Annotated in this window: 15 protein-coding genes; 2 read left to right on the top strand and 13 right to left on the bottom strand. The window is 71.8% G+C overall.

The annotated features are described in order from the left end of the window. Window positions 1–83: 83 nt before the first annotated feature. The 3 genes from IE206_RS28075 to IE206_RS28085 form a co-directional block, all read right to left on the bottom strand. The gene (locus IE206_RS28075; protein ID WP_189966863.1) at window positions 84–692 is read right to left on the bottom strand and encodes a GOLPH3/VPS74 family protein; all 609 of its coding nucleotides are present in this window, start codon (window positions 690–692) and stop codon (window positions 84–86) included. Window positions 693–784: 92 nt separating this feature from the next. Next, a complete protein-coding gene (locus tag IE206_RS28080; RefSeq protein ID WP_226599589.1) occupies window positions 785–2,023 on the bottom strand; it encodes a hypothetical protein in 1,239 nt (412 codons plus the stop codon). A 20-nt stretch (window positions 2,024–2,043) separates the two neighbouring features. Then, window positions 2,044–2,232 (bottom strand): hypothetical protein, encoded by a 189-nt coding sequence (locus IE206_RS28085; RefSeq protein ID WP_189966865.1) that lies wholly within the window; start codon window positions 2,230–2,232, stop codon window positions 2,044–2,046. Between the two features lie 384 nt (window positions 2,233–2,616). Here IE206_RS28085 and IE206_RS28090 point away from each other — a divergent pair, with 384 nt between their 5' ends. Continuing rightward, window positions 2,617–3,036: a YchJ family protein gene (locus tag IE206_RS28090; RefSeq protein WP_189966867.1), complete on the top strand. Its 420-nt coding sequence runs from the start codon at window positions 2,617–2,619 to the stop codon at window positions 3,034–3,036. Here the strand turns inward: IE206_RS28090 and IE206_RS28095 are convergent. After that, entirely contained in the window at window positions 3,026–5,899 is a 2,874-nt protein-coding gene (locus tag IE206_RS28095; protein WP_189966869.1) for a glycoside hydrolase family 2 TIM barrel-domain containing protein, read from the bottom strand. The genes IE206_RS28090 and IE206_RS28095 overlap by 11 nt on opposite strands. Before the next feature lie 206 nt (window positions 5,900–6,105). Here IE206_RS28095 and IE206_RS28100 point away from each other — a divergent pair, with 206 nt between their 5' ends. Beyond that, window positions 6,106–7,335 carry an FAD-dependent oxidoreductase gene (locus IE206_RS28100; protein ID WP_189967030.1) on the top strand — a complete coding sequence of 410 codons (1,230 nt, stop codon included), beginning with the start codon at window positions 6,106–6,108 and terminating at the stop codon, window positions 7,333–7,335. 10 nt (window positions 7,336–7,345) lie between these two features. On the opposite strand, the gene IE206_RS28105 is transcribed toward IE206_RS28100, so the two are convergent. The 9 genes from IE206_RS28105 to IE206_RS28145 form a co-directional block, all read right to left on the bottom strand. Next, window positions 7,346–7,963: a TetR/AcrR family transcriptional regulator gene (locus tag IE206_RS28105; RefSeq protein WP_189966871.1), complete on the bottom strand. Its 618-nt coding sequence runs from the start codon at window positions 7,961–7,963 to the stop codon at window positions 7,346–7,348. Window positions 7,964–8,045: 82 nt separating this feature from the next. Beyond that, complete coding sequence (locus IE206_RS28110) at window positions 8,046–10,118, bottom strand: MDR family MFS transporter (RefSeq protein WP_189966873.1); 2,073 nt, start codon at window positions 10,116–10,118, stop codon at window positions 8,046–8,048. 74 nt (window positions 10,119–10,192) lie between these two features. Continuing rightward, window positions 10,193–11,158 (bottom strand): urea transporter, encoded by a 966-nt coding sequence (locus IE206_RS28115; RefSeq protein ID WP_226599588.1) that lies wholly within the window; start codon window positions 11,156–11,158, stop codon window positions 10,193–10,195. 326 nt (window positions 11,159–11,484) lie between these two features. Continuing rightward, window positions 11,485–12,903, bottom strand: coding sequence for a M1 family metallopeptidase (locus tag IE206_RS28120; RefSeq protein ID WP_189966875.1), 1,419 nt, complete (start codon window positions 12,901–12,903; stop codon window positions 11,485–11,487). Further along, complete coding sequence (locus IE206_RS28125; protein ID WP_189966877.1) at window positions 12,900–16,835, bottom strand: Pls/PosA family non-ribosomal peptide synthetase; 3,936 nt, start codon at window positions 16,833–16,835, stop codon at window positions 12,900–12,902. The genes IE206_RS28120 and IE206_RS28125 overlap by 4 nt, the downstream gene beginning before the upstream one ends. Before the next feature lie 165 nt (window positions 16,836–17,000). After that, window positions 17,001–18,209, bottom strand: a complete 1,209-nt coding sequence (locus tag IE206_RS28130; protein ID WP_189966879.1) for a PucR family transcriptional regulator — start codon at window positions 18,207–18,209, stop codon at window positions 17,001–17,003. A gap of 228 nt (window positions 18,210–18,437) precedes the next feature. Then, window positions 18,438–19,385 (bottom strand): hypothetical protein, encoded by a 948-nt coding sequence (locus IE206_RS28135; RefSeq protein ID WP_189966881.1) that lies wholly within the window; start codon window positions 19,383–19,385, stop codon window positions 18,438–18,440. Between the two features lie 110 nt (window positions 19,386–19,495). Beyond that, the gene (locus IE206_RS28140) at window positions 19,496–21,022 is read right to left on the bottom strand and encodes a DUF6801 domain-containing protein (RefSeq protein WP_189966883.1); all 1,527 of its coding nucleotides are present in this window, start codon (window positions 21,020–21,022) and stop codon (window positions 19,496–19,498) included. A 117-nt stretch (window positions 21,023–21,139) separates the two neighbouring features. Beyond that, window positions 21,140–21,772 (bottom strand): hypothetical protein, encoded by a 633-nt coding sequence (locus tag IE206_RS28145; protein ID WP_189966885.1) that lies wholly within the window; start codon window positions 21,770–21,772, stop codon window positions 21,140–21,142. Window positions 21,773–22,102 lie beyond the last annotated feature (330 nt).

The following is a 22,102-nucleotide window of genomic DNA, read 5'->3' on the forward strand; positions in this document are numbered from 1 at the left end:
ATGGCTGATATCGAGTGGTGGTACCGGAGGGTGAGGGGGCGGGGCGAGGGGCGATGCCCGCCCGGGGCTGGGTCACCGGCGGGTCACTGGCCTCGCCAGACGTTGTCGAAGGCCGCGTCCTCGATGCTGCGCCGCTGGCGCACCGCCGCCAGTTCCGTCACCGCGTCGTCGACCGCGGCCAGGACGGTCACGACGGCGTCGCCCGTGCGGTCCGTGAACTCCTCGGGCGGCTCGTCGCGGAGCCGGGCGGCGGCCGCGAGACCGGTGAGGACGGGTTCGCCCGAGGCCCAGCGCTCCACCGCGCGACGCCGCTCCGGCGAGTCGGCCACCGTGGTGCGGCCGGTGCTCAGCGGGATCCAGCGCCGGTGCTGCCGGGTGACGCCGCCTTCCGTCTCCAGAGCGCCGAGGTAGCGCGCGTACAGGCCGCGCCCCCGGCGCCACAGCCAGTCCTCGACGGACTCGTACGGTGTCTGCCGGGCGAGGGCCGCCGCCGCTTCCGTCAACTGCCGGTCATCCAGCTCGCGCGGCGGACCGGGGACGATGCGGTCGCCGTCCAGGGTGAGGATCTCGGCTTCGGCGAGATCGAGCAGCTCGGCTCCGGCGAGGGCCAGCGAGAGGTCGCCCTGCTCGACGGTGCGGTGGGCGGCAGTGCCATCCATGCTGACGAGCAGCAGGTCCCGTGCTGTGGTCATGCGCGGATCCTAGTGAGCCCGGGACGGCACCGGGAGCGGGGCTCACCGTCGGCAGCCGCCCCGGTGAGGCGCCCCGGCCGGTCTCCGGGCCGTCAGATGGCGTACTGCCAGCTGGTGAGCATGTACGCGCCGTACCAGGAGCCGAACAGGGAGGCCGCGGTCAGGACGATGACCGTGGTGCGCGGGCGGGCGCGGGCGAGGGCGCGGGCGAGGGGGATGAGGAAGATCAGGGCGGGCACCACCAGGCGGAGTTTGGAGTGGTAGTAGTTGCTCTGTCCGAGGGTGAGGACGAGGATCCCGGTGCCGTAGATCAGGAGCGGCGGCCAGGTGCCGCGCTGCCAGGCGAGGGCGGTGGCGACGATGAGCGCGAGGAGCAGCACGGCGGTGCTGACCGGGACCCAGCCGTCGGCCTCGGTGAACGCGTAGCCGAGGAAGTGCCAGAACGAGCTGCCGTTGTCCCAGCGGGTGTCCCAGCCGGCCCGCTGGATGGTGAACCAGGCGTCGGTCTCGTGCAGACGCCGGCCCACCCACCACAGGTAGGCCGGCGTTCCGGTGCAGGCCAGGGCGATGGCGGCGAGGGGGCGCCACGTCACGCGGCGCTCGCGTATCAGGTGCAGGACGACGGCTGCGACCAGGGCCGCGGCCACGGCTGCGGCAGCGGGCCTGGCCAGTCCCGTGAGGAAGGCGAAGGTTCCGGCGGTGAGCCATGCCTTGCGGTGGGCGGCCACGAGGGTGGCGGCGGCCAGAGCCAGGAACAGCGACTCGCTGTACGCCATGAGGAAGGCCAGTGCCATCGGCTGGGCGCAGGCCAGCAGGATGGTGGCGACGGTGGCGGTGCGGCGGTCGTGGAGCCGGCTCACGAGGAGGTGGACGGCGACGAGCGCGGCGATCATCGCGAGATGCGCGGCGACCAGCGCGGCGGTGCCGTAGCCGAGCCCGGTCAGGGCGTGGACGGTGCGGATCAGCGCCGGGTAGGCGGGGAAGAACGCCAGGTTGTTGCCGACGAGCTTGCCGGAGGCGTCATGGGTGAAGCTGTCGGGATAGCCGTTCTGCGCGATGGACCGGTAGAGGTCGCCGTCCCAGGAGAGCAGCTTGTCGTGGACGCCGGGTGCGCCGGGCGGGCTCATGGCTGCGAGCAGGACGAGGTGGAGGACGGCGGAGGTCGCGTAGATCGCCAGCGCGGGCCATGTCGCGTACCAGGCTCTGTGCGGCCAGGTGTTCTTGGCCGGTGTGCGGGGTGCGCCGTCGGGCGGATGGGTGGCGGGAGCGGAGTGCTGGGCCTGCGCCGGTATTCGGTGGGCGCCGATCGCCGTGGTGGTCGAAGTCTTCATGAGGCTTTCTCGGTAGGCGGTCAGCGTGGTCGGGCGTTCAGGGCTGCGGGCGGGCCGGCCGGCGGGTCGCTCCCGCAGTACGGCGTGGCGCACAGCCGCTGCCGTACGGCCGACGGGCCCAAGGTCTCGATGGCGGTCACGGCGAACCGCCCTCCGGCAGGCCGGGGGACCGGGGCGGTCCAGCGCCCGGTGAACTCCTCCTCGGTCAACAGCAGCCCCACTCCTCGCGTGATCGGTCCTTTGTCATGCGTACGCCTGGGAGGGGAGCTTGGTTGACGTGCGAGACGCACATCACACACCCGGCGGCCGAGCGCCTTCGTCCCGTCGGCGGCTGCGAGGAGCCGGCCCGAGACACTTGTCGCGCCAGGGCGACACCGGGGTGCCGGACCGAACCACCGTGCGGCCCCCCCAGGCGCGCCGGATGCGGCCGGCGAGACACGAGAAGACTCTTGTGCCTCCCCCCACCACGCCTAGATCATCCCATTGCCCCTTTTTGGGACTCACTCCGGCCGGGTCCATGCGGACAGTCGAGGCAGCCTCGGGCGACCCGGCGGGCGATGCCGCGGAGGCGGCCCCTGTGATCAGATAAGGGCATGTCCCGTCGCACCAAGCGCCCCGCACGCCCCGCCGTCCCCACGTCCTGCCCCTGCGGGCTGCCCGCCTCCTATGCCGAGTGCTGCGGCCGCTATCACTCGGGCGCTGCCGCCGCCCCCACCGCCGAGGCCCTGATGCGCTCGCGGTTCAGCGCCTTCGCGGTTCAGGACGAGCCGTACCTGCTGCGCACCTGGCACCCGGACACCCGGCCCGCCGGGATCGACTTCGACCCCGGCATGCACTGGACCCGCCTGGAGATCCTGGCCACCGCCGACGGCAGCGCCTTCCACACCACCGGCACGGTCACCTTCCGGGCGCACTACACCCATGGCGGCGAAGCCGGCTCCCTGCACGAGCAGAGCCGGTTCTCGCGCGTCGACGGCGCCTGGGTCTACCTCGACGCGGTCTTCACCGAGTGACCGCGAGCGGGCCGAAGACGAACCCGAACTCGGCCTTCTCCGCCCGCAGTCGATACTCGGTCAGCACACCGGGACCGCATGAGGCCGAGCCGATTCCGTGCATCCCGTGGTCCAGGTTGAGCCAGACGCGGTCGCCGGGGACGAGGTCGGGTAGATGCCGGGCCGCGGCCAGCTCCTCGCTCGTCCAGCGCCGGGCGGTGAACCAGAACTCCGGGTCTCCCTCGATCCGCAACCCCCGTTGCCCGTCGCGGAGTTCGGCCCACCGGACCTCCGCGCGAGCCCCGTTCTCCTGCGGCCGCACATATGGCGTCCGCATCGCGTCGACGGGCATGTTCCAGCGTCCGAGGCGCGCGGCCCGCCGGGTGTCCGGATAGGCCTCGCCGGGCCCCGCGCCGAACCACTCGGCCTGCCCATACGCGCCCGGGAGCCCCATCCGCACCCCGAGCCGAGGCAGCGGTAGCGTCCAGGGGCCCTCGGGGGTGACCGACATCGTGAGCCGCACCCGCTCCCCGTCGGCGCTCCAGGTGTACGTCACCCGCAGTGCCAGATCCGACGCGGCGGGCGCCACCCGCGAGCGCACCACGAGATGACTATTCGTCAACTCAACTCCGTACCGGCGGTGTTGCATGCGATCGAGGCCGAGCTCGCGCCACCGGCGGGCATACTGCTCCTCGGGCGCCCAGGATGCCCCCGCATCGTTGTCGGTCGGCGCCCGCCACACGTCGAGCCGCGGCCCGTCCACCGGGATGCCGCCGAGCTCGGTGAGCAGACCGGTTCGGCAGTCGAATGCGGCCGGGCCGAGCGTGACCCGGTGGCCCTGGCGGACCGGAACGGTTCCGGTGGCGGGGGTCAGTGCCGGGCGCGGGACCGCCGGAAACTGGCTCCAGGCGACCTCGTGCCCGCGCGGCGCCCAGGGCGTGTCGTGCGCGAGCACCGCCCGCACCGTCCAGTACGCCTCGCGCGAGGCGTCGGCGACCGGTGGCGGGTCCAGTCTCAGCTCCACGCTCCGGCCGGGTGCGAGGTCGGGAACGGCGAGCGGCCCCGAGGCCACCGCCTTGCCCTCCACCTCGTACGACCAGTCGAAGGCCAGATGCGAAAGCCCCCTGAAGTCATGGCAGTTGGTGATGTGCAGTGTGCCGGCCGTGCCGTCCCCGGCGAACCTGACCGGCTCGATCACCTTCTTGTACTCGACGAGCCCGGGGGAGGGGGTGCGGTCGGGGAACAGGAGGCCGTCGCAGACGAAGTTGCCGTCGTGCAGCTCCTCGCCGAAGTCGCCGCCGTAGGCGTGGCCCAGCTCGGGGTGGGCGAGGCCGTGGTCGATCCACTCCCAGACGAACCCGCCCTGGCAGCGCTCGTACGTCTCGAAGAGATCCTGGTACTCGGTGAGACCGCCGGGCCCGTTGCCCATGGCGTGCCCGTACTCGCAGAGAAGGAACGGGAGTCGGGCCCGCTCGCCCGGGCCGTCCGTGTCCTCGTGGCGGCCGATCAGGGCGGTCTCCTCCTGAGAGGCGTACATGCGGGAGTACACGTCGGTGTCCCGGCACGAACGGTCGCCCTCGTAGTGGATCGGGCGGCCCGGGTCGCGGTCGCGTATCCAGTCGGCCATGGCGCTCAGGCCCTGCCCGGTGCCGCACTCGTTGCCGAGTGACCAGAGCACCACCGAGGGATGGTTCTTGTCGCGCTCGACCATGCGGGCCGCGCGGTCCAGGAGGGCGGGCGTCCAGCGCGGGTCGTCGACCGGGTTGCCGCGCCAGCCCACCTCCTCGAAGCCGTGCGTCTCCAGGTCGCACTCGTCGATCACCCAAAGACCCAGCTCGTCGCAGAGCTCCAGGAACGCGGGGTGCGGCGGATAGTGGCTGGTGCGTACCGCGTTGATGTTGTGCCGCTTCATGAGGACCAGGTCCTCGCGCATGGTCGCGAGGTCGAGGGTGCGGCCCGTCTCGGGGTGGAACTCGTGGCGGTTGACCCCGCGGAACAGGATCCGGCGCCCGTTGACCTTGAGGAGCCCGTCCTCGACCACGACCGTACGGAACCCGATCCGCAGCGCAACGCGCTCTCCGGGCGTGACCAGCTCGGCCGCGTACAGCCGGGGCGTCTCGGCCGTCCACGGCTCGACGGGAATGAGAGCGCTCCCACCGGTGGCCAGGTCGAGCCCCAGCTCCGGGACGAGCACCCGCCCCGGAACCGCGCTCTCGACGCGCAATGTGCCCCGGCCCGTGCGGTGGTCGTACGGGGAGTGCACGAAGAAGTCGCCGACCGAGCCCGGGGGCCGGTGCAGCAGGGTCACCTCACGGAAGATGCCCGGCATCCACCACTGGTCCTGGTCCTCCAGGTAGCTTCCGGCCGACCACTGGTGGACCCGCACGGCCAGGACGTTGCCGCGCGGCCGGAGCAGCGCGCCGACCTCGAACTCGTGGGGCAACCGGCTGCCCATGAAGGTGCCGAGCTCGGTGCCGTTCAGCCAGAGACGGGCACAGGACTCGACCCCGTCGAACCGCAGCAGCACCTCGCCGTCGGCGCTCATCGCGTCCGGCACGTCGAAGGTGCGCAGATGATCACCGGTCGGGTTCTCGGTGGGCACGCGCGGGGGATCGACCGGGAAGGGATAGCGGACGTTGGTGTAGGCCGGGCTGCCGTGCCCCTGGAGCACCCAGTGGCCCGGCACGGCGACCTCGGCCCATCCGGAGGCGTCGTACCCGGACGCGGCGAACGAGGTGTCCTCGCTGTCGGCCCTCGGGGACAGCCGGAACCGCCATGTCCCGTCGAGCGAGAGGCGTCTCGCGTCGGAGGCGGCGAACCAGGCGCGGGGCTCCAACGAGCCGGTGCCGGGCGACGGTTCCTCGTACCAGGGTGCAGTGCTCATGAATCTCCTTCATGGGGACTTGGGGAAGATCCTCGGCCGTACCGGCGGGTCGAGGAAGCCCCTGGGGCGGGGGAGTTCCACCGGCGGTCGTGCGCGTGCTCCGGCGCAAGTGCCTACCGATCGGTTAGAGTACTGACCGATCGGTCAGAGTCGAGTCCGATCGCGTCGCGGGAGAGGGAGTGGTGAACGTGGGGGCTGCTGAGTCTGTGCAGCGCACGACCTGTTGCATCGTCGGTGGGGGACCGGCGGGGATGATGCTCGGACTGCTGCTCGCCAGAGCCGGCATCGAGGTGACGGTCCTGGAGAAACACGGGGACTTCCTGCGGGACTTCAGGGGTGACACCGTCCACCCCTCGACGCTGCGGCTCCTGGACGAACTCGGCCTCAAAGAGAGCTTCGCGGCGCTGCCCGCGCGCAGGCTGGAGGAGATGCGGATGGAGATCGGCGGCACGGCCGTCGTCATGGCCGACTTCCGCCGCATCCCCGGCCCGCACAAGTACATCGCGATGGTGCCGCAGTGGGACTTCCTCGGCCTGCTCGCCGAGGCGGCGGCCGAGGAGCCGTCGTTCACGCTGCGCATGCGCACCGCCGTGACCGGGCTGCGCACCGAAGGCGGCCGCATCACCGGAGTGCGGTACGTGGACGAGCTGGGCGGGCCCGGCGAACTGGCCGCCGATCTCACGGTGGCCTGCGACGGACGGGATTCGGTGGTGGCCCGCGAAGCCGGGCTGTTCCAGGACGAGTTCGAGGTGCCGATGGACGTGTGGCAGGCGCGGGTGCCCGCGCCCAGGGGCGGCATCAAGGAAGGCCGGGTCTTCGCGCGCTTCGGCGGCGGCCAGGCGGCCGTCACCATGGACCGCGGCGACTACTACCAGACCGCCTATCTGATCCCGAAGGGCCAGGACGCCGCTCTGCGCGGCCACGACATCCAGTGGCTGCGCGACCGCCTCGGCGAACTCTTCGGCTGGGACGCGGAAGCGACCGCCGCCATCCGGTCCTGGGATGACGTGAAACTGCTCGACGTGACGATGGGGCGGCTGCCCCGCTGGCACCGGGACGGACTGCTGTGCATCGGCGACGCCGCCCACACCATGTCCCCGGTGGGCGGCGTGGGCGTCAACTTGGCTGTCCAGGACGCGGTAGCCGCTGCCCGTATCCTCGCGGGCCCCCTGTGCCAACGGCGCGTCACCGCACGGGAGTTGGGGCGCGTCCAGCGCCGGCGTGGGCTCCCTGTGACCGTCGTGCAGAAGCAGCAGCGCGGCGAGCACGACCTGCTCCTGAAGCCCGCCCTCGACGGGACGTTGCGGAGCGACCGCCTCCCGCTGCCGCTGCGCCTGGTCCGGCGGTTTCCGGTGCTGAGTGGAGTCACCGCGTACCTGGGCGGCATCGGCGTACGGCCCGAGCACGCACCCCGATTCGCCCGCAGGAAAGGCTGATCGGGGAGTCTCAGCGCGCCACGGCGAGGAGCGTGAAGGTCACCAGCTCGGCCGCGGCCGCGTCCAGGTCGAGCTCGGGGTGGACGAGCCAGTGCGCGATCACCCCGTCGATGGCCCCGCCGATGGCCAGCGCCGCCGTACGCGTGTCGAACTCGCGGAAGCAGCCCGCCTCCTGACCCTTCGTCAGCAACTCTGCCAGGCCTTGCCAGCGGCCGGCGGTGTCGTGCGAGCCCGGTGTCTTCAGCTTGGTGCCGCCCTGGTCGTCGAGCAGCATCTCGACGATCACCCGCACATGGCGCCGGTTGGCCTGCTGGTAGCCGATCATCGCCCGCACATAGGCGACGAGGGCCGCTTTCGGGTCGTCCTCGCGCTCGACGCGTTCGGTGACGTACGCCATGAACCGACCCAGCACATGCGCCAGGGTCGCTTCGGTCAGCTTGTCCTTGGAGGCGTAGTGGTAGAGGACGGCCGCCTTGGAGACGCCGGCCTGTTCGGCGATGGCGGCGAGCGAGGTGGCCGGGTAGCCGCGGGTGGCGATCGAGTCGATGGTGGCCTCGATCAGCTGCCGGCGGCGGGCCTGTTCGGTGAAGGTGGGCCTGTCGGGATCGGCACTCCGACGAGCGGACATTCCGCCACCACCCCTTGCTCCGAACTCCCTGACCTGCCGGTTCCCGACCGTATCAGGCGCCGAGGGGGCGCGGCCCGCGAGCTCAGGAGGGGCCGGCCGCGGCCACCTTCTCGCGGACGGAGGGGAGTCCGTTCGCCAGGTCCTCGGCCATCAGGCGCTTGGCGATGGTGTCCGCGGCGGCGCGGAGTTCCGCGCTGCGCGGGCGGCCGCGGTCCTTCTCCAACTGCTCGTTCAGCCACGCCGACCACGAGTCGGTGATGGCGGCGACCTCGCGCTCACCGGCCGGCGTGAGCGAGAAGTAGTTGCCCTCGCGGCTGAGGAATCCCTCGTCGACCATCCGCTGGAACACGGGCACGAGAACCTCGGGAGGCACATGGCGGCGGGACGCGATCAGGCCGAGGCTCGCGTGCCCGACCATGCGCGTGTACTGCTCGACCTGCATGACCGCCCAGGCCCCGGCCACGTCGAGCCGCGTGTCGGAGGCCGCGACGATCCGCCGCGCGGTGTTCATGTCCGCGCCCCGCACGATCTTGCCGACGGCGAGTTCGAGCACCTTCGCGGAGTCGCCCGTCGTCGGCTGTGCGAAGCCCTCGCTCATGTCGGTGGAGGCGGACCGGGCGGTGTCGCGCAGCTCGACCTGCTTGAGGAGGAGCGCCACCAGGAAGCCCACCGCGGCGACCGGCACCGTCCACAGAAACACGGTGTGGAGGCTGTCGGAGTAGGCCTGCACGATGGGGGCGGACGTAGCCGGGGGCAGCCGGTGCAGCCCGGCCGGGGACTGCGCGGTCTGTGCGAGCTGGGCCGGATTCGCGCCGCCGATCTTCGCCGCCGCGGCCACCCCGTCCTGGAGGTTCGGCTTCAGGGTGTTGGCGTAGATGGTGCCGAAGACGGCGGTGCCGAACGAGCTGCCGAGCGTACGGAAGAAGGTGACGCCGGACGTCGCCGTGCCCAGATCCGCGTAGTCGACCGTGTTCTGCACGGCGATGGTGAGCACCTGCATGCACAGCCCGATGCCGAGGCCGAGCACGAACATGTAGAGCGATTCCAGCCACGCGCTGACGCCGGGCCCCATCAGCGAGAGCAGGTAGAGGCCCACCCCCATGACCAGGGCGCCGACGATGGGGAAGAACCGGTACCGGCCCGTCTTGCTCACCACGTTGCCGCTGAAGATCGACGCGATGAGCAGGCCGATGACCATGGGCAGGGTGCGCACGCCGGAGACGGTGGCCGAGTCGCCGTCGACGTACTGGAGATAGGTCGGCAGGAACGTCATCGCGCCGAGCATCGCGAAGCCCACGATGAAGCTGAGCACCGAGCACACCGTGAAGACGGGGTTGCGGAAGAGGCGCATCGGCAGCATCGGCTCGACGGCCCGGGTCTCCACCCGGCAGAACAGCGCCAGCGCGATCAGACCGCCCGCGAACAGGGCGATGATCGTTGGCGAGCCCCAGGCGAACTCGTTGCCGCCCCAGCTCGTTGCCAGGATCAGGGCACTGGCCCCGGCCGCGACCAGACCGATGCCGAGATAGTCGATGACGGGCTTGGCGACCGAGCGGACCGAGGGGATGTTCCGGGCCGCCGCGATCACCACGAGGATGGCGATGGGGACGTTGACGTAGAACGCCCAGCGCCAGCTCAGATGGTCGGTGAAGAGCCCGCCGAGGAGCGGCCCGATGACGGTCGAGACGCCGAACACGGCGCCGATCGCCCCCTGGTACTTGCCGCGTTCGCGCAGCGGGATCACATCGGCGATCAACGCCATCGCGGTCACCATCAGGCCGCCCGCCCCAATGCCCTGGACGGCCCGCCAGGCGATGAGGAGCGGCATGTTCGTCGCGAGGCCGCAGAGGAACGAGCCGGTGATGAAGGTGATCGCCGAGACCTGGAAGACGACCTTGCGGCCGAAGAGGTCGCCGAACTTGCCGACCAGGGCAGTCGCGACGGTCTCCGCCAGGAGGTAGGAGGTGACCACCCACGACATGTGGGCGGCGCCGCCGAGGTCCGAGACGATCGTGGGGAGCGCGGTGCCGACGATGGTCTGGTCGAGTGCGGCAAGCAGCATCCCCAGCATGATCGTCCCGAACACGATGTTCCGCTGCCGGACGTCCAGCACGGGCGGCGCGGACACGGGTGCCGTATCGCTGGCGGTGGTCACACTGGCACCCTCACACCGCCCCAGGTGACATGCATGCGGTGTAGGCCGTGTGAGTGAAGCGCCGGGGTCCCCTTTCAGGCGCCGAGCACCACGTCGGTACCGACCGGCTCGGTGAGCGGAAGGACGGCCGGGGGCCCGGTGCGGCGGAGCCTCGGCAGGGCGGGTACGGAGGCGACGAACACCAGGGTGGTGAGAACGAACGGCCAGGTGAAGGAGTGCCCGCCGGCCGGTGCGAAGAGCGCGTTCAGGGCGGGCCCGAGCACCGTGGCCGCGGCCGCCCCGACCACCGCGAAGCCGAGGCTCCAGCGGTCGGCCGCGAGCAGCACCCCGCACAGCGCCATCGCGACGAGCACGGCGTTGTAACCCATGGTGCCGTCCACGATCCTGGCGGTGGGGGCGCCGAGCGCCCAGGCGGTCACCACGCCGACGGCGCTTCCGACGCAGGCCATCGCCCCCGCCGTCCGGCTGGCCGCGAAGATGCCGACCAGGAGGATCAGGCCGACATACCACTGCGGCATGAGGAAGATCTGCGCGATGTTGGCGAAGAACGCGCGGGCCACGTCGTCGACGGCCAGGGCGACCGTCCCCTCGGCGGCCCGGCTCAGCCCGGCCGGTGCCGGACCGCCGTGCCACACGCGCTCGAAGCTTGGCGCCGCGATCGTCATGGCGCTCGCCATCAGGCAGAACGGCAGCGTCAGGGTGGGCAGCCCCCGGCCGCGCAGCAGGGTCGTGGCGGCCGCGGTCACCACGGTGACCACCGCGCAACCGCCCGCCGCGAGCACCATCGTGGACGGATACCCGGGCCCGAGGAACACCGCGAAGCCGAGCGCGACCAGACAGGCGTTGAACCCTTCGAGCCCGGCGGACACCCTGCTCCGGTCCACCCCGAGCAGCTGGGCGGTGCCGGTGCCGATCGCGGTGCCGATCAGTCCGTAGAGCCCGTACTGCCAGCCGGCGGTGAACAGCGCGACCGTGAAGATCGCCCCGGTCAGCGCGCTCGGCATGAAGTGCACCTGTGCCTGCCCGCGCAGCACGTGCACCGCGAACAGCCCTCCTTGTCGTGCCCGCGGCATCCGCACGTGACCCTCCCCCTGACCACCAGGAAATCGGCCCTTAACAGCCAAGCGCACAGTAAGGGGTGGCATAGGGGACTTAGCAAGGGACATACATCGGCAGAATGTGTCATAGATCCATCCGGAACCCGTGCGGCCGGAAAGGTTTGTATACGACGACAGCGCCGACGAGCCATTTACGGACGATGGAACGAGCGGCCCCCGCCGGACCCCCTCGCTCAAGATCCGACGGCACGCGGTGGCGGACGCGTACGCGCCGGAGACGGAGGGTCCGGAGCAGGAATGACGAACCGTCAACTCGTCATCCGTGTAGGCAGATCCGGGAGCCTCTTGTCGTAGAGCCAGGCCTGGAGCAGCGGGCGCACCGCCTCTCCCGCCGTGGTCTCGGCGTGGGCGATGAACGTGGCGGTGTCGCCGATCCTGCCGCGCCGCGCCGCGTGCCAGCCGCGCAGCACCGCGAAGAACCGCTCGTCGCCCAGCGTCAGGCGCAGCGCGTGCAGGGTGCAGGCGCCCCGGTTGTAGAGGCGGTCGTCGAAGATGCGGCGCGGGCCCGGCTCGGCGAGCCGCAGGTTCTGGGTGCGCTTGGCCAGGCCCCGCCACTCGCGCCGCGCGATCTCGTCGGCGCTGTCCTCGCCGATGTGCTCCGACCACAGCCACTCGGCGTACGTCGCGAAGCCCTCGTTGAGCCAGATGTGCCGCCACTCGCGGATGCCCACGCTGTTGCCGAACCACTGGTGCGCCAGTTCGTGGGCCACCAGCGTCTCCCAGCCCCGCTGCCCGTCGATGTGGTTGCGCCCGAACACCGCGCGGGTCTGGTTCTCGACGGGCGCGCCGAGGTCCGCGTCGACCACCACCGCGCCGTACGCCTCGAAGGGGTAGGGCCCGAACAGCTCCGAGAAGTGCCGCAGCATGTCGGGCTGGCGGCCGAGGTCGTGCCGGGCCGCCTCGGCGATGCGGGACGGATAGGCGTTGTGCACCGGGATCGGCTTGCCGCCCGGCGGCCCCGGCGCGAGCACGCTGTCGTGCTGGAAGCGGCCGGTGTAGAGCGCGGCCAGGTAGGTGGCCATGGGGCCGGGGTGGTGGTAGGTCCACACCTCGGTGGAGCCCTCGCTGCGGCACTCGGTGAGCGTGCCGTTCGCGAGTGCCTGCCGGTCGCGCGGCACCGTGACCCGGAAGGTGTAGGCGGCCTTGTCGTCGGGCCGGTCGTTGCACGGGAACCAGGACGGCGCCCCCAGCGGCTGGGAGGCGACCAGGGTGCCGTCGTGACTGTCGCCGGTACGGTCCCAGCCGATGCTGCCGAACGGCGAACGGATCGGCGCGGGCCGCCCGCCGTACCGCACCTTGGCCGTGAACAGCCCGCCCGCCGCGACAGGTCGACTGGGCGTCACATACAGCTTCCCCTGCCGTTGGCGGATGCGGGCGGCCCTGCCGTCGACGTGTGCCGCGTGCGCGCTGAGCCGGGACAGGTCGAGCTCGATCCGGTCGAGCGGCCGCAGGGCGACGGCCTGGATGAGCGCCGTGCCCGCGAGCCGGCCGCTGACCGAGTCGTACGCGATCCGCAGATCGTAGGCGAGCGTGTCGTGACCGTACGAGCCGTGCTGCGGGAAGTAGCGGTCCCGGCGGCCGGCGGCTTCCTGGTCCGCGACGGCGAGGCCGCCGAGCGCGGACAGGGCAGCGATCCGGACGAGCGACCGCCGCGTGCACCGGGTCATGCGGCGCTCCCTTCCTGCGAAGATCCCTGATGGATCGTCACCAATGGCTGCCTCATGGGCAGTTGTGCCTCGGAAGACTGCTCGCCCGCGATGGGGTTGCCCGCCCAGCGGGTGTCCGGCGGCACGCTCTCGCCGCGCATCACCAGCGAGGCGGCGCCCACCGACGCCCGGGCGCCGACGTCGGTGCCGGGCAGCGCGATGCTGTGCGGGCCGAGCGAGGCGCCCTCGGCGAGCCGTACGGTGTCCAGGCGCATGATCCGGTCGTGGAAGAGATGGGTCTGGAGCACGCACCCGCGGTTCACGCTCGCCCCGTCCCCCAGCGTGATCAGATCGGTCTCCGGCAGCCAGTACGTCTCCAGCCACACCCCGCGCCCGATGTGCGCGCCGAGGCTGCGCAGCCACCAGTTGAGGACCGGCGTGCCGGTGAACGAGCCCGCCATCCACGGCACCGCGAGGGACTCGACGAAGGTGTCGTACAGCTCGTTGCGCCACACGAAGGACGACCACAGCGGATGCTCGCCCGGCTCGAACCGGCCGACCAGGATCCACTTCGCGGCGGTCGCCGTGAGCCCCGCGACCGCGGCCGCGGCCACGAGCAGCACCGTCCCGGCCAGCGCGGCCAGCGGAAGGCCGCCGCGGTTGAGAGCGCTCTGCTCGCCGATCAGCACCGCCTCGGCGAGCAGTACCGAGCACATCAGCGGCAGCACCCGGCACAGCTCGACCGCGCCGCGGGCGAACACGAGCCCCCGCGATGGTGCGAAGGTGCGGCCGGGGTCGGCCGCGGTCGGCACCCTCGGCAGCGGAAGCGCGGGCCGGCCGAGCCACGAACTGCCCGGCTCGCTCTGCGCGGGCGCGTCGCAGAGCACGCCGATCAGGGCCCCGTCGGGCACCCGGCGGTCCGGGCCGACGATGCCCGAGTTGCCGACGAAGGCCCTGCGCCCGACGGTCGCCGTGCCCAACCGCAGCCAGCCGCCCCGGATTTCGTACGGCGCGACCAGGGTGTCGTCGGCGAGGAACGCGCCGTCCTCGACCGTCAGGAGCGAGGGCAGCGGAAGCACCGTCGAGATCTCGGCGCGCCGGCCCACCCTGGCGCCGAGCAGCCGCAGCCACACCGGGGTCGCGAGGCTCGCGTACAGCGGGAAGAAGCTGCCGCGGGCGCCGCTGAGCAGCCGGGTCACCAGCCAGGCGCGCCAGGCGACGCCGCCGGACACCGGATGGAAGCCGGGCTTCAGGCCCCGGCCGAGGATCCGGACCAGGGCGGCGAGGGTCAGCGCCGAGCACAGGGTGGTGACCACCGCGATGGGCGGCGCCGCGAACAGCAGGCGCACCGCGACCGCCGGGAGCGTGTCGCAGGACCGCACCAGGTAGTACACGCCGACCAGCGCGGGCGCCGTGGCCAGCGCCGTAAGCACCGGCAGGCCGATGAGGGAGAGCGCGTACGCGGCGGCCCAGCGGCGCGAGCGCCCGGAGCGCGGCGTGGGCCAGCCGGTGCCGGCGACGCGCTCGTACGATTCGGCCTGCCGCGCCGGTGAGCCGAGCCAGCGCCGGCCGGGCGGAACCTGCCCGTCCAGGCAGGCGCCCGGCTCCAGTTCGGCGTCCGCGCCGAGGACCGCGCCGGGCATCAGGGTGCTGCGGTGGCCGACCCGGGCGCCGTCGCCGATGCGGACCGCGCCGATGTGCAGGGTCGCGCCGTCCAGCCACCAGCCGCTGATGTCGGCCTCCGGCTCCACGCTCGCACCCCGGCCGATCGTGGCGAGACCGGTCACCGGAGGCATGGCGTGCAGGGCGGCGCCGGGCCCGACCCGGCAGCCGAGCGAGCGCGCGTACAGCCGGGCCCAGGGAGTGCCGAGCAGGGAGGAGACGCCGAACGCGGCCACGATGCGCTCGGCCGTCCACAGCCGCAGATGGACGCGGCCGCCCCGCGGATACGCGCCCGGCAGCACACCCCGGGTCAGCAGGCGCGCCGACGCGCCGCCGATCACGAAGCGGGCGGGCGCGCTCAGCAGGACCAGCGCGGCGATGATCACGAGCCACCAGGAGGTGTGCGGCGCCCAGGCCTGCGGGGCGAGCCACCCCAGAATGTTGTCGAGCATCGCCAGACCGACGAGCCCGCGCAGTCCCGCGATCCCGAACAGACCGGCTGTGACGAGGAGTTGGACCACTCCCGCGCCGTACGGCACCGGCTGTACGGGCCGGGCCTCGGCGGCCGGGCCTTCGAGGGATTCGAGGTGCTGGGCCATGTCGCGCAGGACGGGGCGGCGGTAGAGGTCGGCGACGGAAACGCCGGGGTAGTGTTCGCGCAGTTCGGAGGCGAGGCGTGCCGCGCTCAGGCTGGAGCCGCCGAGCGCGAAGAAGTCGCTGTCCGGCTCGGGGCACACGCCCAGCATCCGCTCCCACGCCCCGGCGAGACGGGCCACGGTGGAGTCGTCCTGTGCGGCGTCGACGGCCGGGCCACGCTGGGAGGGCAGCGGCCAGGGCAGGGCGTCCCGGTCGACCTTGCCCGAGGTGCGCGTGGGCAGTTCGGTGACCTCGACGAGCAGCGGCACCAGGGCGGCCGGCAGGCGTTCGGCGAGAAAGCCGCGGGCCTGGTCGGCGCGGAAGCCGGCCTGCTCGGGCACCACGTAGCCGACCAGGATCTGGCCGCCTGCCGGGGTGCCGCGCACCGCGCCGGCCGCCGCGCGCACGCCGGGCAGCGCCCTCAACATGGCGTCGATCTCGCCGAGTTCGATGCGCCGCCCGCCCACCTTGACCTGGTCGTCGGCCCGCCCGAGATGGATGAGCCCGGCCGCCTCCGCCCGTACGAGATCGCCGGTGCGATAGGCGCGCCGGGTGTCGAGGAGGGACAGCGGGGCGAACCGTTCGGCATCCTTGGCGGCGTCGAGGTAGCGCGCCGTGCCCACGCCCGCGATGACCAGCTCGCCCTCGCCGCCGTACGGAACGGGGTCGCCGGCCGCGTCCAGGACCGCCAACTCCCAGCCGGGCAGCGGGAGTCCGATGCGCACCGGCTCGCCAGGCAGCATGCGCGCGGCGGTCGCCACCACCGTCGTCTCGGTGGGTCCGTAGGTGTTCCACATCTCGCGGCCCTTGACCGCGAACCGGTCCGCGAGGGCGCCCGGGCAGGCCTCGCCGCCGACGATCAGGAGCCGGACCTCGTCGAGCGCCTCGTCCGGCCACAGGGCGGCGAGCGTGGGCACCGTGGAGACCACCGTGATGCCGCGTTCGATCAGCCAGGGTCCGAGCTCGTGGCCCGCCCGCACGAGCGAGCGGGGCGCCGGGACCAGACAGCCGCCGTGCCGCCAGGCCAGCCACATCTCCTCGCACGAGGCGTCGAAGGCCACCGAGAGCCCGGCGAGCACCCGGTCGCCCGGGCCCAACGGGCGTTCGCTGAGGAAGAGTTGGGCCTCGGCGTCCACGAACGCGGCCGCCGAACGATGGGTGACCGCCACGCCCTTGGGCAGTCCCGTCGAACCGGACGTGAAGATGATCCAGGCGTCGTCGTCGGGCGACGCGGGACGCCAGCGCTCGGCCAGCGGCGCCACGGGCCCCGGCAGTATGCGCTCCTCGGCCTCGATCACGGCGCACACCCCCGCCTCGCGGAAGACGGTCGCCGCGCGCTCCTCGGGGTCGTCCGCGTCGACCGGCACGTACGCCGCGCCGCACAGCAGGACCGCCAGGATGGCGAGGTACAGGTCGCAGGTGCCGGACGGGATCCGGACGCCGACCCGGTCGCCGGGGCCGATGCCGTGGCGGGTGAGCCGCACGGCGCGTTCGGTGATCCGGTCGCAGAGGTCTTGGTAGGTGAGCCTCTCGCCGCCCGCGTCGAGTGCGGGTGCGCCCGGGTGGGCGGCCGCCGTCGCGTCCAGTACGTCGAGCAGGGTGCGGGGGTGCGGGGCGGCGGCGCCGCGGAAAACGGCAGGCAGATGCGAAGACATACGGTATGCCTCTGGCGTAGTGCGGGTGGTACGGACATCCTTCGGACATCCGCCCACTCAGACGGGCATATCCAGCGGCGGGTTCGCTCCGGCCTTAGGACTTGACGATATTTATCCGTTGTTTTCGAAGTGAATCGGATGATTATGGCGCCGATCGGGGCAAGTTCAGGGCCGATCGCGGTGGCCGAGGTCCCTTGCGCGTAGCACAAGTTCGGTGGCGAACCGGTGTTCGGGATCGGTGAGCCGCTCGCCGAAGATGGACTCCAGGGTGCGCATCCGATAGCGCACGGTTTGCGGGTGCACGTCAAGCAGTTCGCCCATCCGGGCGGCCGTGCCACGCGTTGCGAGCCAGGTCCGCAGGGTTTCGACGAGCCGGTCGCGCCGCCCGGGGGTGAGCGCGTCGAGCGGCGCGAGCTCGCGGCGGCCGAGGTGTTCGAGGAGCGCCGGGTCGGAGCGCAGCCACAGCGTGACGAGGTGGTCCTCGCAATACAGCGTGCCACGGGCGCTGTCGATGACCCCCGATCGGGCGAGTTCGAGGACCTGACGGGCCCAGCGCAGGGAATCGGACGCATCGCCGATGGGGACCTCTAAACCGACCGCGGCCCCGGACCCGTGCAGGGCCGCGTCCAGCATCCGTCTTCGTACGTCGTCGACCGGGCCCGGCACCAGGAGATGGGGCAGCGGCTCGCCCGGATCGAGCAGGACATCGTTGTCCAACGCCGCCCGCGTGAGCCCCGCCCCGGAACGGAGCGCGACCAGCGTGACCCGCTCGGGCAGCGGCCAGTGGGCCCGGTCGGCGAGCTCCGCGATCGCCGCGCGCGGCACCGGGGACCCGGCCAGGATCAGATGCAGCAGCCGTCTTCGCAGCGCGTCCGAGCGCTCCCCGGAGAACGAGGTGACCTCCAGATAGCCCTCCCGTGAGAGCGCTTCCAGCTCTTCGACGTAGGTGAAGAGCGCGTCCGCGAAGCTGAGCATCAGGGCGGGGGAGAGGTTGTAGCGCCGGCCGATCTTCTTCGCCCGGCGCAGCGCCACCCGGGCGCCGAGTCGGTAGGCGCCCTGGAGGGTCTCCAGGCTCCGGCCCTCGTACGCCTCGAACCGGCCGAAGCGGCGGCACATCTCGTCGCGCAGCGTGGAGGGGGCGCTGGGGGAGGCCACCTGGTCGACGAAGACGGCGAGGTTCTGCTCGACGCCGACCCGGATGGCCTCGCCGTAGGGCCCGTCGAGCAGCCGGGCGTACTCGGGGTAGGCGCGGGTGATCTCGGCGCCGATCTCCTTGAGCAGGCCCGGCAGTTCGGGCCGCATGATCGCGGCGAACTCCTGTGGGAGCGGTCCCAACGGCTCCTGGGTGTCCGGTGAATGCGCGGCTGCGGGCATCTCACTCCCCTTGCACTACGGCGCCCGGTGGGGGGAGGGCTGATGGAGAAAGCGCTCCCATCGACCGTCAGGTGCGTACCTTTCGCGGACTGCCGAACCTAGAACAACTCCCTTGAGATGGACAACACTTGGGGCGGTGTTCGATTCATGGGGCATCGGTTGTCGGCCGATTCCGGGGCGGCCCGGCCGGGAGCGTGCACGGGCCGCCGTCGGGTGGGCCGGCGAAGGCTACTGCACCGCTGAATGCCAGTACTGGGAGAGGAGTCTGCCGTTGTTCGGGACGACCGTGCCCGGGGCGTTCAGACCGGCGAGGTAGGTCGAGGCACCGTCCAGCACGACGCTGTTGTTGCCGGCGGCCGAGGGTAGCCCGGTCTTGAGGTTCACCGCCCAGTCGAGCATCCCGGCGAGCCCGCAACCGCTTGCTCCCGGCACCGCGAACGTGGTGTCCGTCTGGCTCGCGCCGGTGAGGCTGAGCCGGTTCATGACGCCCGCGGTATTGGGCGTGCCGTTGCCGTCGAAACGCTTGATGCCGAGGGCCGGTGCGCTGACGTTCTGCGGGCGCAGCACGATCGGGTGGGCGGCGGAGCCGATGTAGCAGGAGCCGCCGAGGAGCGGGTTCTGGAGGTGGATGCGGACCGGGATGGAGAGGATCGGCCTCCCGGAGGTGGCGCCCGCGGTCAGGTCGAAGCCGGTGGGCGTGCCGGCCGATTCGACGGTCGCGGTGATCCGGTTGAGGGTGCCGTTGGTGATCTGCCGGCAGATGTCTGAGATGACGGGGATGTCGCTCGGGCACATCAGGCCGAGCAGGCCGCCCGGGATGTCGGCGGAGTCGGCGATCAGGGCGCCGCCCGCCGGTGCGACCAGGGTGGGCGTGCCGCCGGTGTGCTGCACCACGCCGGCCTGCAGATCGCTGGCGCCGGTGACGACCTCGGTGTTGCCCAGCTTGATGGAGCCGCTCGCCGCGTGCGAGGCGATGCACTGCACGATCTCGGCGCGCCCGTCGGCGGCGAGCATCGCCGGGTCGTCCACCGGGCATCGGGTGAACGGGGCCCAGTTTCCCCCGAGTTGGGTGACGGGGGCGGAATCGGCGGAGGCCGGGCCCGCGGTCACCAGCACGGTCAGGGCCGTGCACGTGGCAAGCAGCCCCGCGCGCAGACGGGTGGATACGGGTCTCATGAGGTCGTCCCCTCTCGACGTCTCGACTCACGACGTCCTGTGCGGATATGGGTGGGTGCGACAACAGCCGTGCCGCGTAAGGGAGTTGGCTTGATTCGCGCGGCGTGCGCTCAACGCAGCGGCAGCGGTACGTTCGTCGGCTGCTTGTCGGGGGTGCAGAGCTTGGCGGGGTCGTCCGGGATGCCGGACGCGCACGGCGCTCCCTGGTTCTGCTTGACCGTGTTGGCGGGCCCGGACACGGATGCGGTGAACAGCGGGCTGAGGTCCTCGCCCACCCCGCAGCCGGTGAAGGGCGGAATGGTCACCGAGCCGTCGAGCGGTCCGCCCCGGGAGAGCGAGTAGCCGCGCCAGACCGTGTCGGTGCCCTTCTTGAGCCTGCCCAGCAGGACCACGTGGTCCTTGGTGTTCTTCGCCGGGACCGGGTCGTCGGAGTAAAGGGAGCCGTTGGTACGGCAGTTGGGGCCGACGTCGAGGGGTGTCCCATTCACCTTGACGTCGGAGATGCGCAGCGTCAGCGGGATCCTGATGTACGTCTCGCCGTGCCCCGCGGTGTTGTTGAGGTCCGAGTCGATGATCATGGGCCCGGTCTCCTCCAGCGTCATCGTGGCGGTGGTGGGCATGAACCCGAAGGTGAGGAGCGTCGCCGGGCCGGGCGGGGTCTGGGCGCGGCCCTGGTGGTCGAGCCGGCCCACCGAGGTCTGGAGCAGATGGAGTTCGAAGACACCCGGCCTGACCTCGATGCGTTTGAGCTGGCTGGGCCCCTGGACGACCTTGGCGCAGAAGACGGGGATCAAGGAGGCCTCGGCCATTTTGGAGACGTTGGAGTACCCGGTGGTGTACGCCGCGAGGGCGAGCGGATTGGTGGTGTCGCCCCGGCACGCGGGCGCGGTGGCGGGCGGGGCGCCCTGGGTTTTCGGGGGGACGACGTTGGGTGCGGAGGGCGAGGGCTGTCGCGGACCGCCGGTCGGGGGGTCCGTCGCCGAGGTGCTTGGGGTCGGGGTGGGGGAGGAACCGGCCGTGGTTACGGGAACTTTGGCGAGCAGAGCCGATTCGCCGGGGGTGAGCGTGCAGGTCACCGAGAGGGTGGCGGGATCGGTCGCGGCGCCCTCGGCGGTGACCGGGCTGAAGTCGAGGGTGAGGGCCGCCGCCGTCATGGTGAGGTCGCCTGGGCTGTTCGCGGTGATGGTCGAGACCTCTCCGGTCGCCTTGAGCGTGGCGCCGCCCGTCGCGGCGAGCGGCACGGAGGGGGCGGCGCCCTGCCAGAGGGCTTGGGCCGTGGCGCCGTTCTGGGCCACCTCGGTCGTGAGGCGGGTGGTGGCGCCGGTCCTGGCCGCACGAAGTTTCGTGAGCTCGGCGACCGCGGCATCGGGCAGGGTCACCGACGTGCTGACCTCGGCGGGCCTGATGGCTGCGCCCGCGGCGGCCCGGTCGGGGAACCTGGCGCCGACCCCGACCTTCACCGTCCGAGCCCCGCCCGGAAAGGCGCAGCTGTAGGCGAGTTCGGTGCTGACCTGCTGGTCGCCAAGGGCCACGTCCGCACCCGGCACGATCCCGGCCAGGACCACGGTGGTCACCGCGACCGCGCCCCGCCCGCGCATGCTCCGCCATCGCCCGGCCGGGCTCGGGGTCCCTGTCACGTCGCGTTCAGCTCCACTCGCTCAGCTCCTCGAATCGGCCTGCGCCGCGGCTGGGGGACCGCCCGGCCATGAGCCCCGGCCGGGCGGTCCCGGGTGTACGCGCCGCGTCATTCGGCGTTACGAGCCGACGATGGTGGGGTGCGTGCCGGTACCGCTGACCACCGCGAAGAAGTCGCCGTTGAACGAGGGGTGGTCACCGGCCGACACCACACCCGAGCAGCCCGCCGTCGGGTCCGAGACCGTCAGTTCGGTGGCGTTGGTCGCGATGGCCAGGTCGCCGGTCGCATTGGTGTAGGTGCCGTGCGCGGTTCCGGTCACGGTGAAGGCACAAGTCGCCACGGAAACACGGGCGTTGATGCCCGAGATGTAGCCCTGCGAGATGCCGCTGCCCGCGTCGTAGTCGGTCACGTTCAGCGTCCAGGGAGTGTTCGCCACCGTGTCGACCGCACCGAGGAAGCTGGTGCACGGCTCACCGGATCTGCCGAAGTGCACCGGGTCGATGCTGCCGACCGCCGCAGGGTTGCCCGTGGCGCTCTGGAGGGAGCCCCCGGCGTCCGAGTAGGTGCAGGTCATGTCGATGCCGTTGACGGAGAGCACGACGTTGCTGGACGTGGCGGTGAAACTCTCGGGCGAGCCCGGGCCGATCACCCAGTTCGTGGGCGACGCGGCCATGGCGGGCGCGGTCGCCAGGGCGAATGCGGCCGTCGCGGCGCCGCATACCAGCGCAAGCTTTCCAAGGGTGCTTCGCACAGTAAATTCCTCCGATTTCACCAGCTACGGGTACGGATTCGGCCACGTACGACCGTGACGAGGCGGACGTTACTTGCGAGAAACATCGGCGCACAATCCTGGCGTTGAAGATTGTGCCGAGCAAGGCCCTTCCTTGTGCCACCGGTGAGCAACCGGCGGCGTTTTCTTGTCGGTTGGTGCGCAATCCAGCCGACGGAGTCAGGTCATTCGTGCCGAAGTTCCCGGTTCTCTCCCCATAAAGATGGGCCGGTCGGCCAGTTGCAGGTGAAACCCCTCACCTTGTGACAAGTTCCGGAGGGAAAGCGCTGCTGTGATGACAAGTTGCCGACG

The sequence above is a fragment of the Streptomyces violascens genome (genome assembly GCF_014649955.1).
In the GTDB taxonomy this organism is placed as follows: Bacteria; Actinomycetota; Actinomycetes; order Streptomycetales; family Streptomycetaceae; genus Streptomyces; species Streptomyces violascens.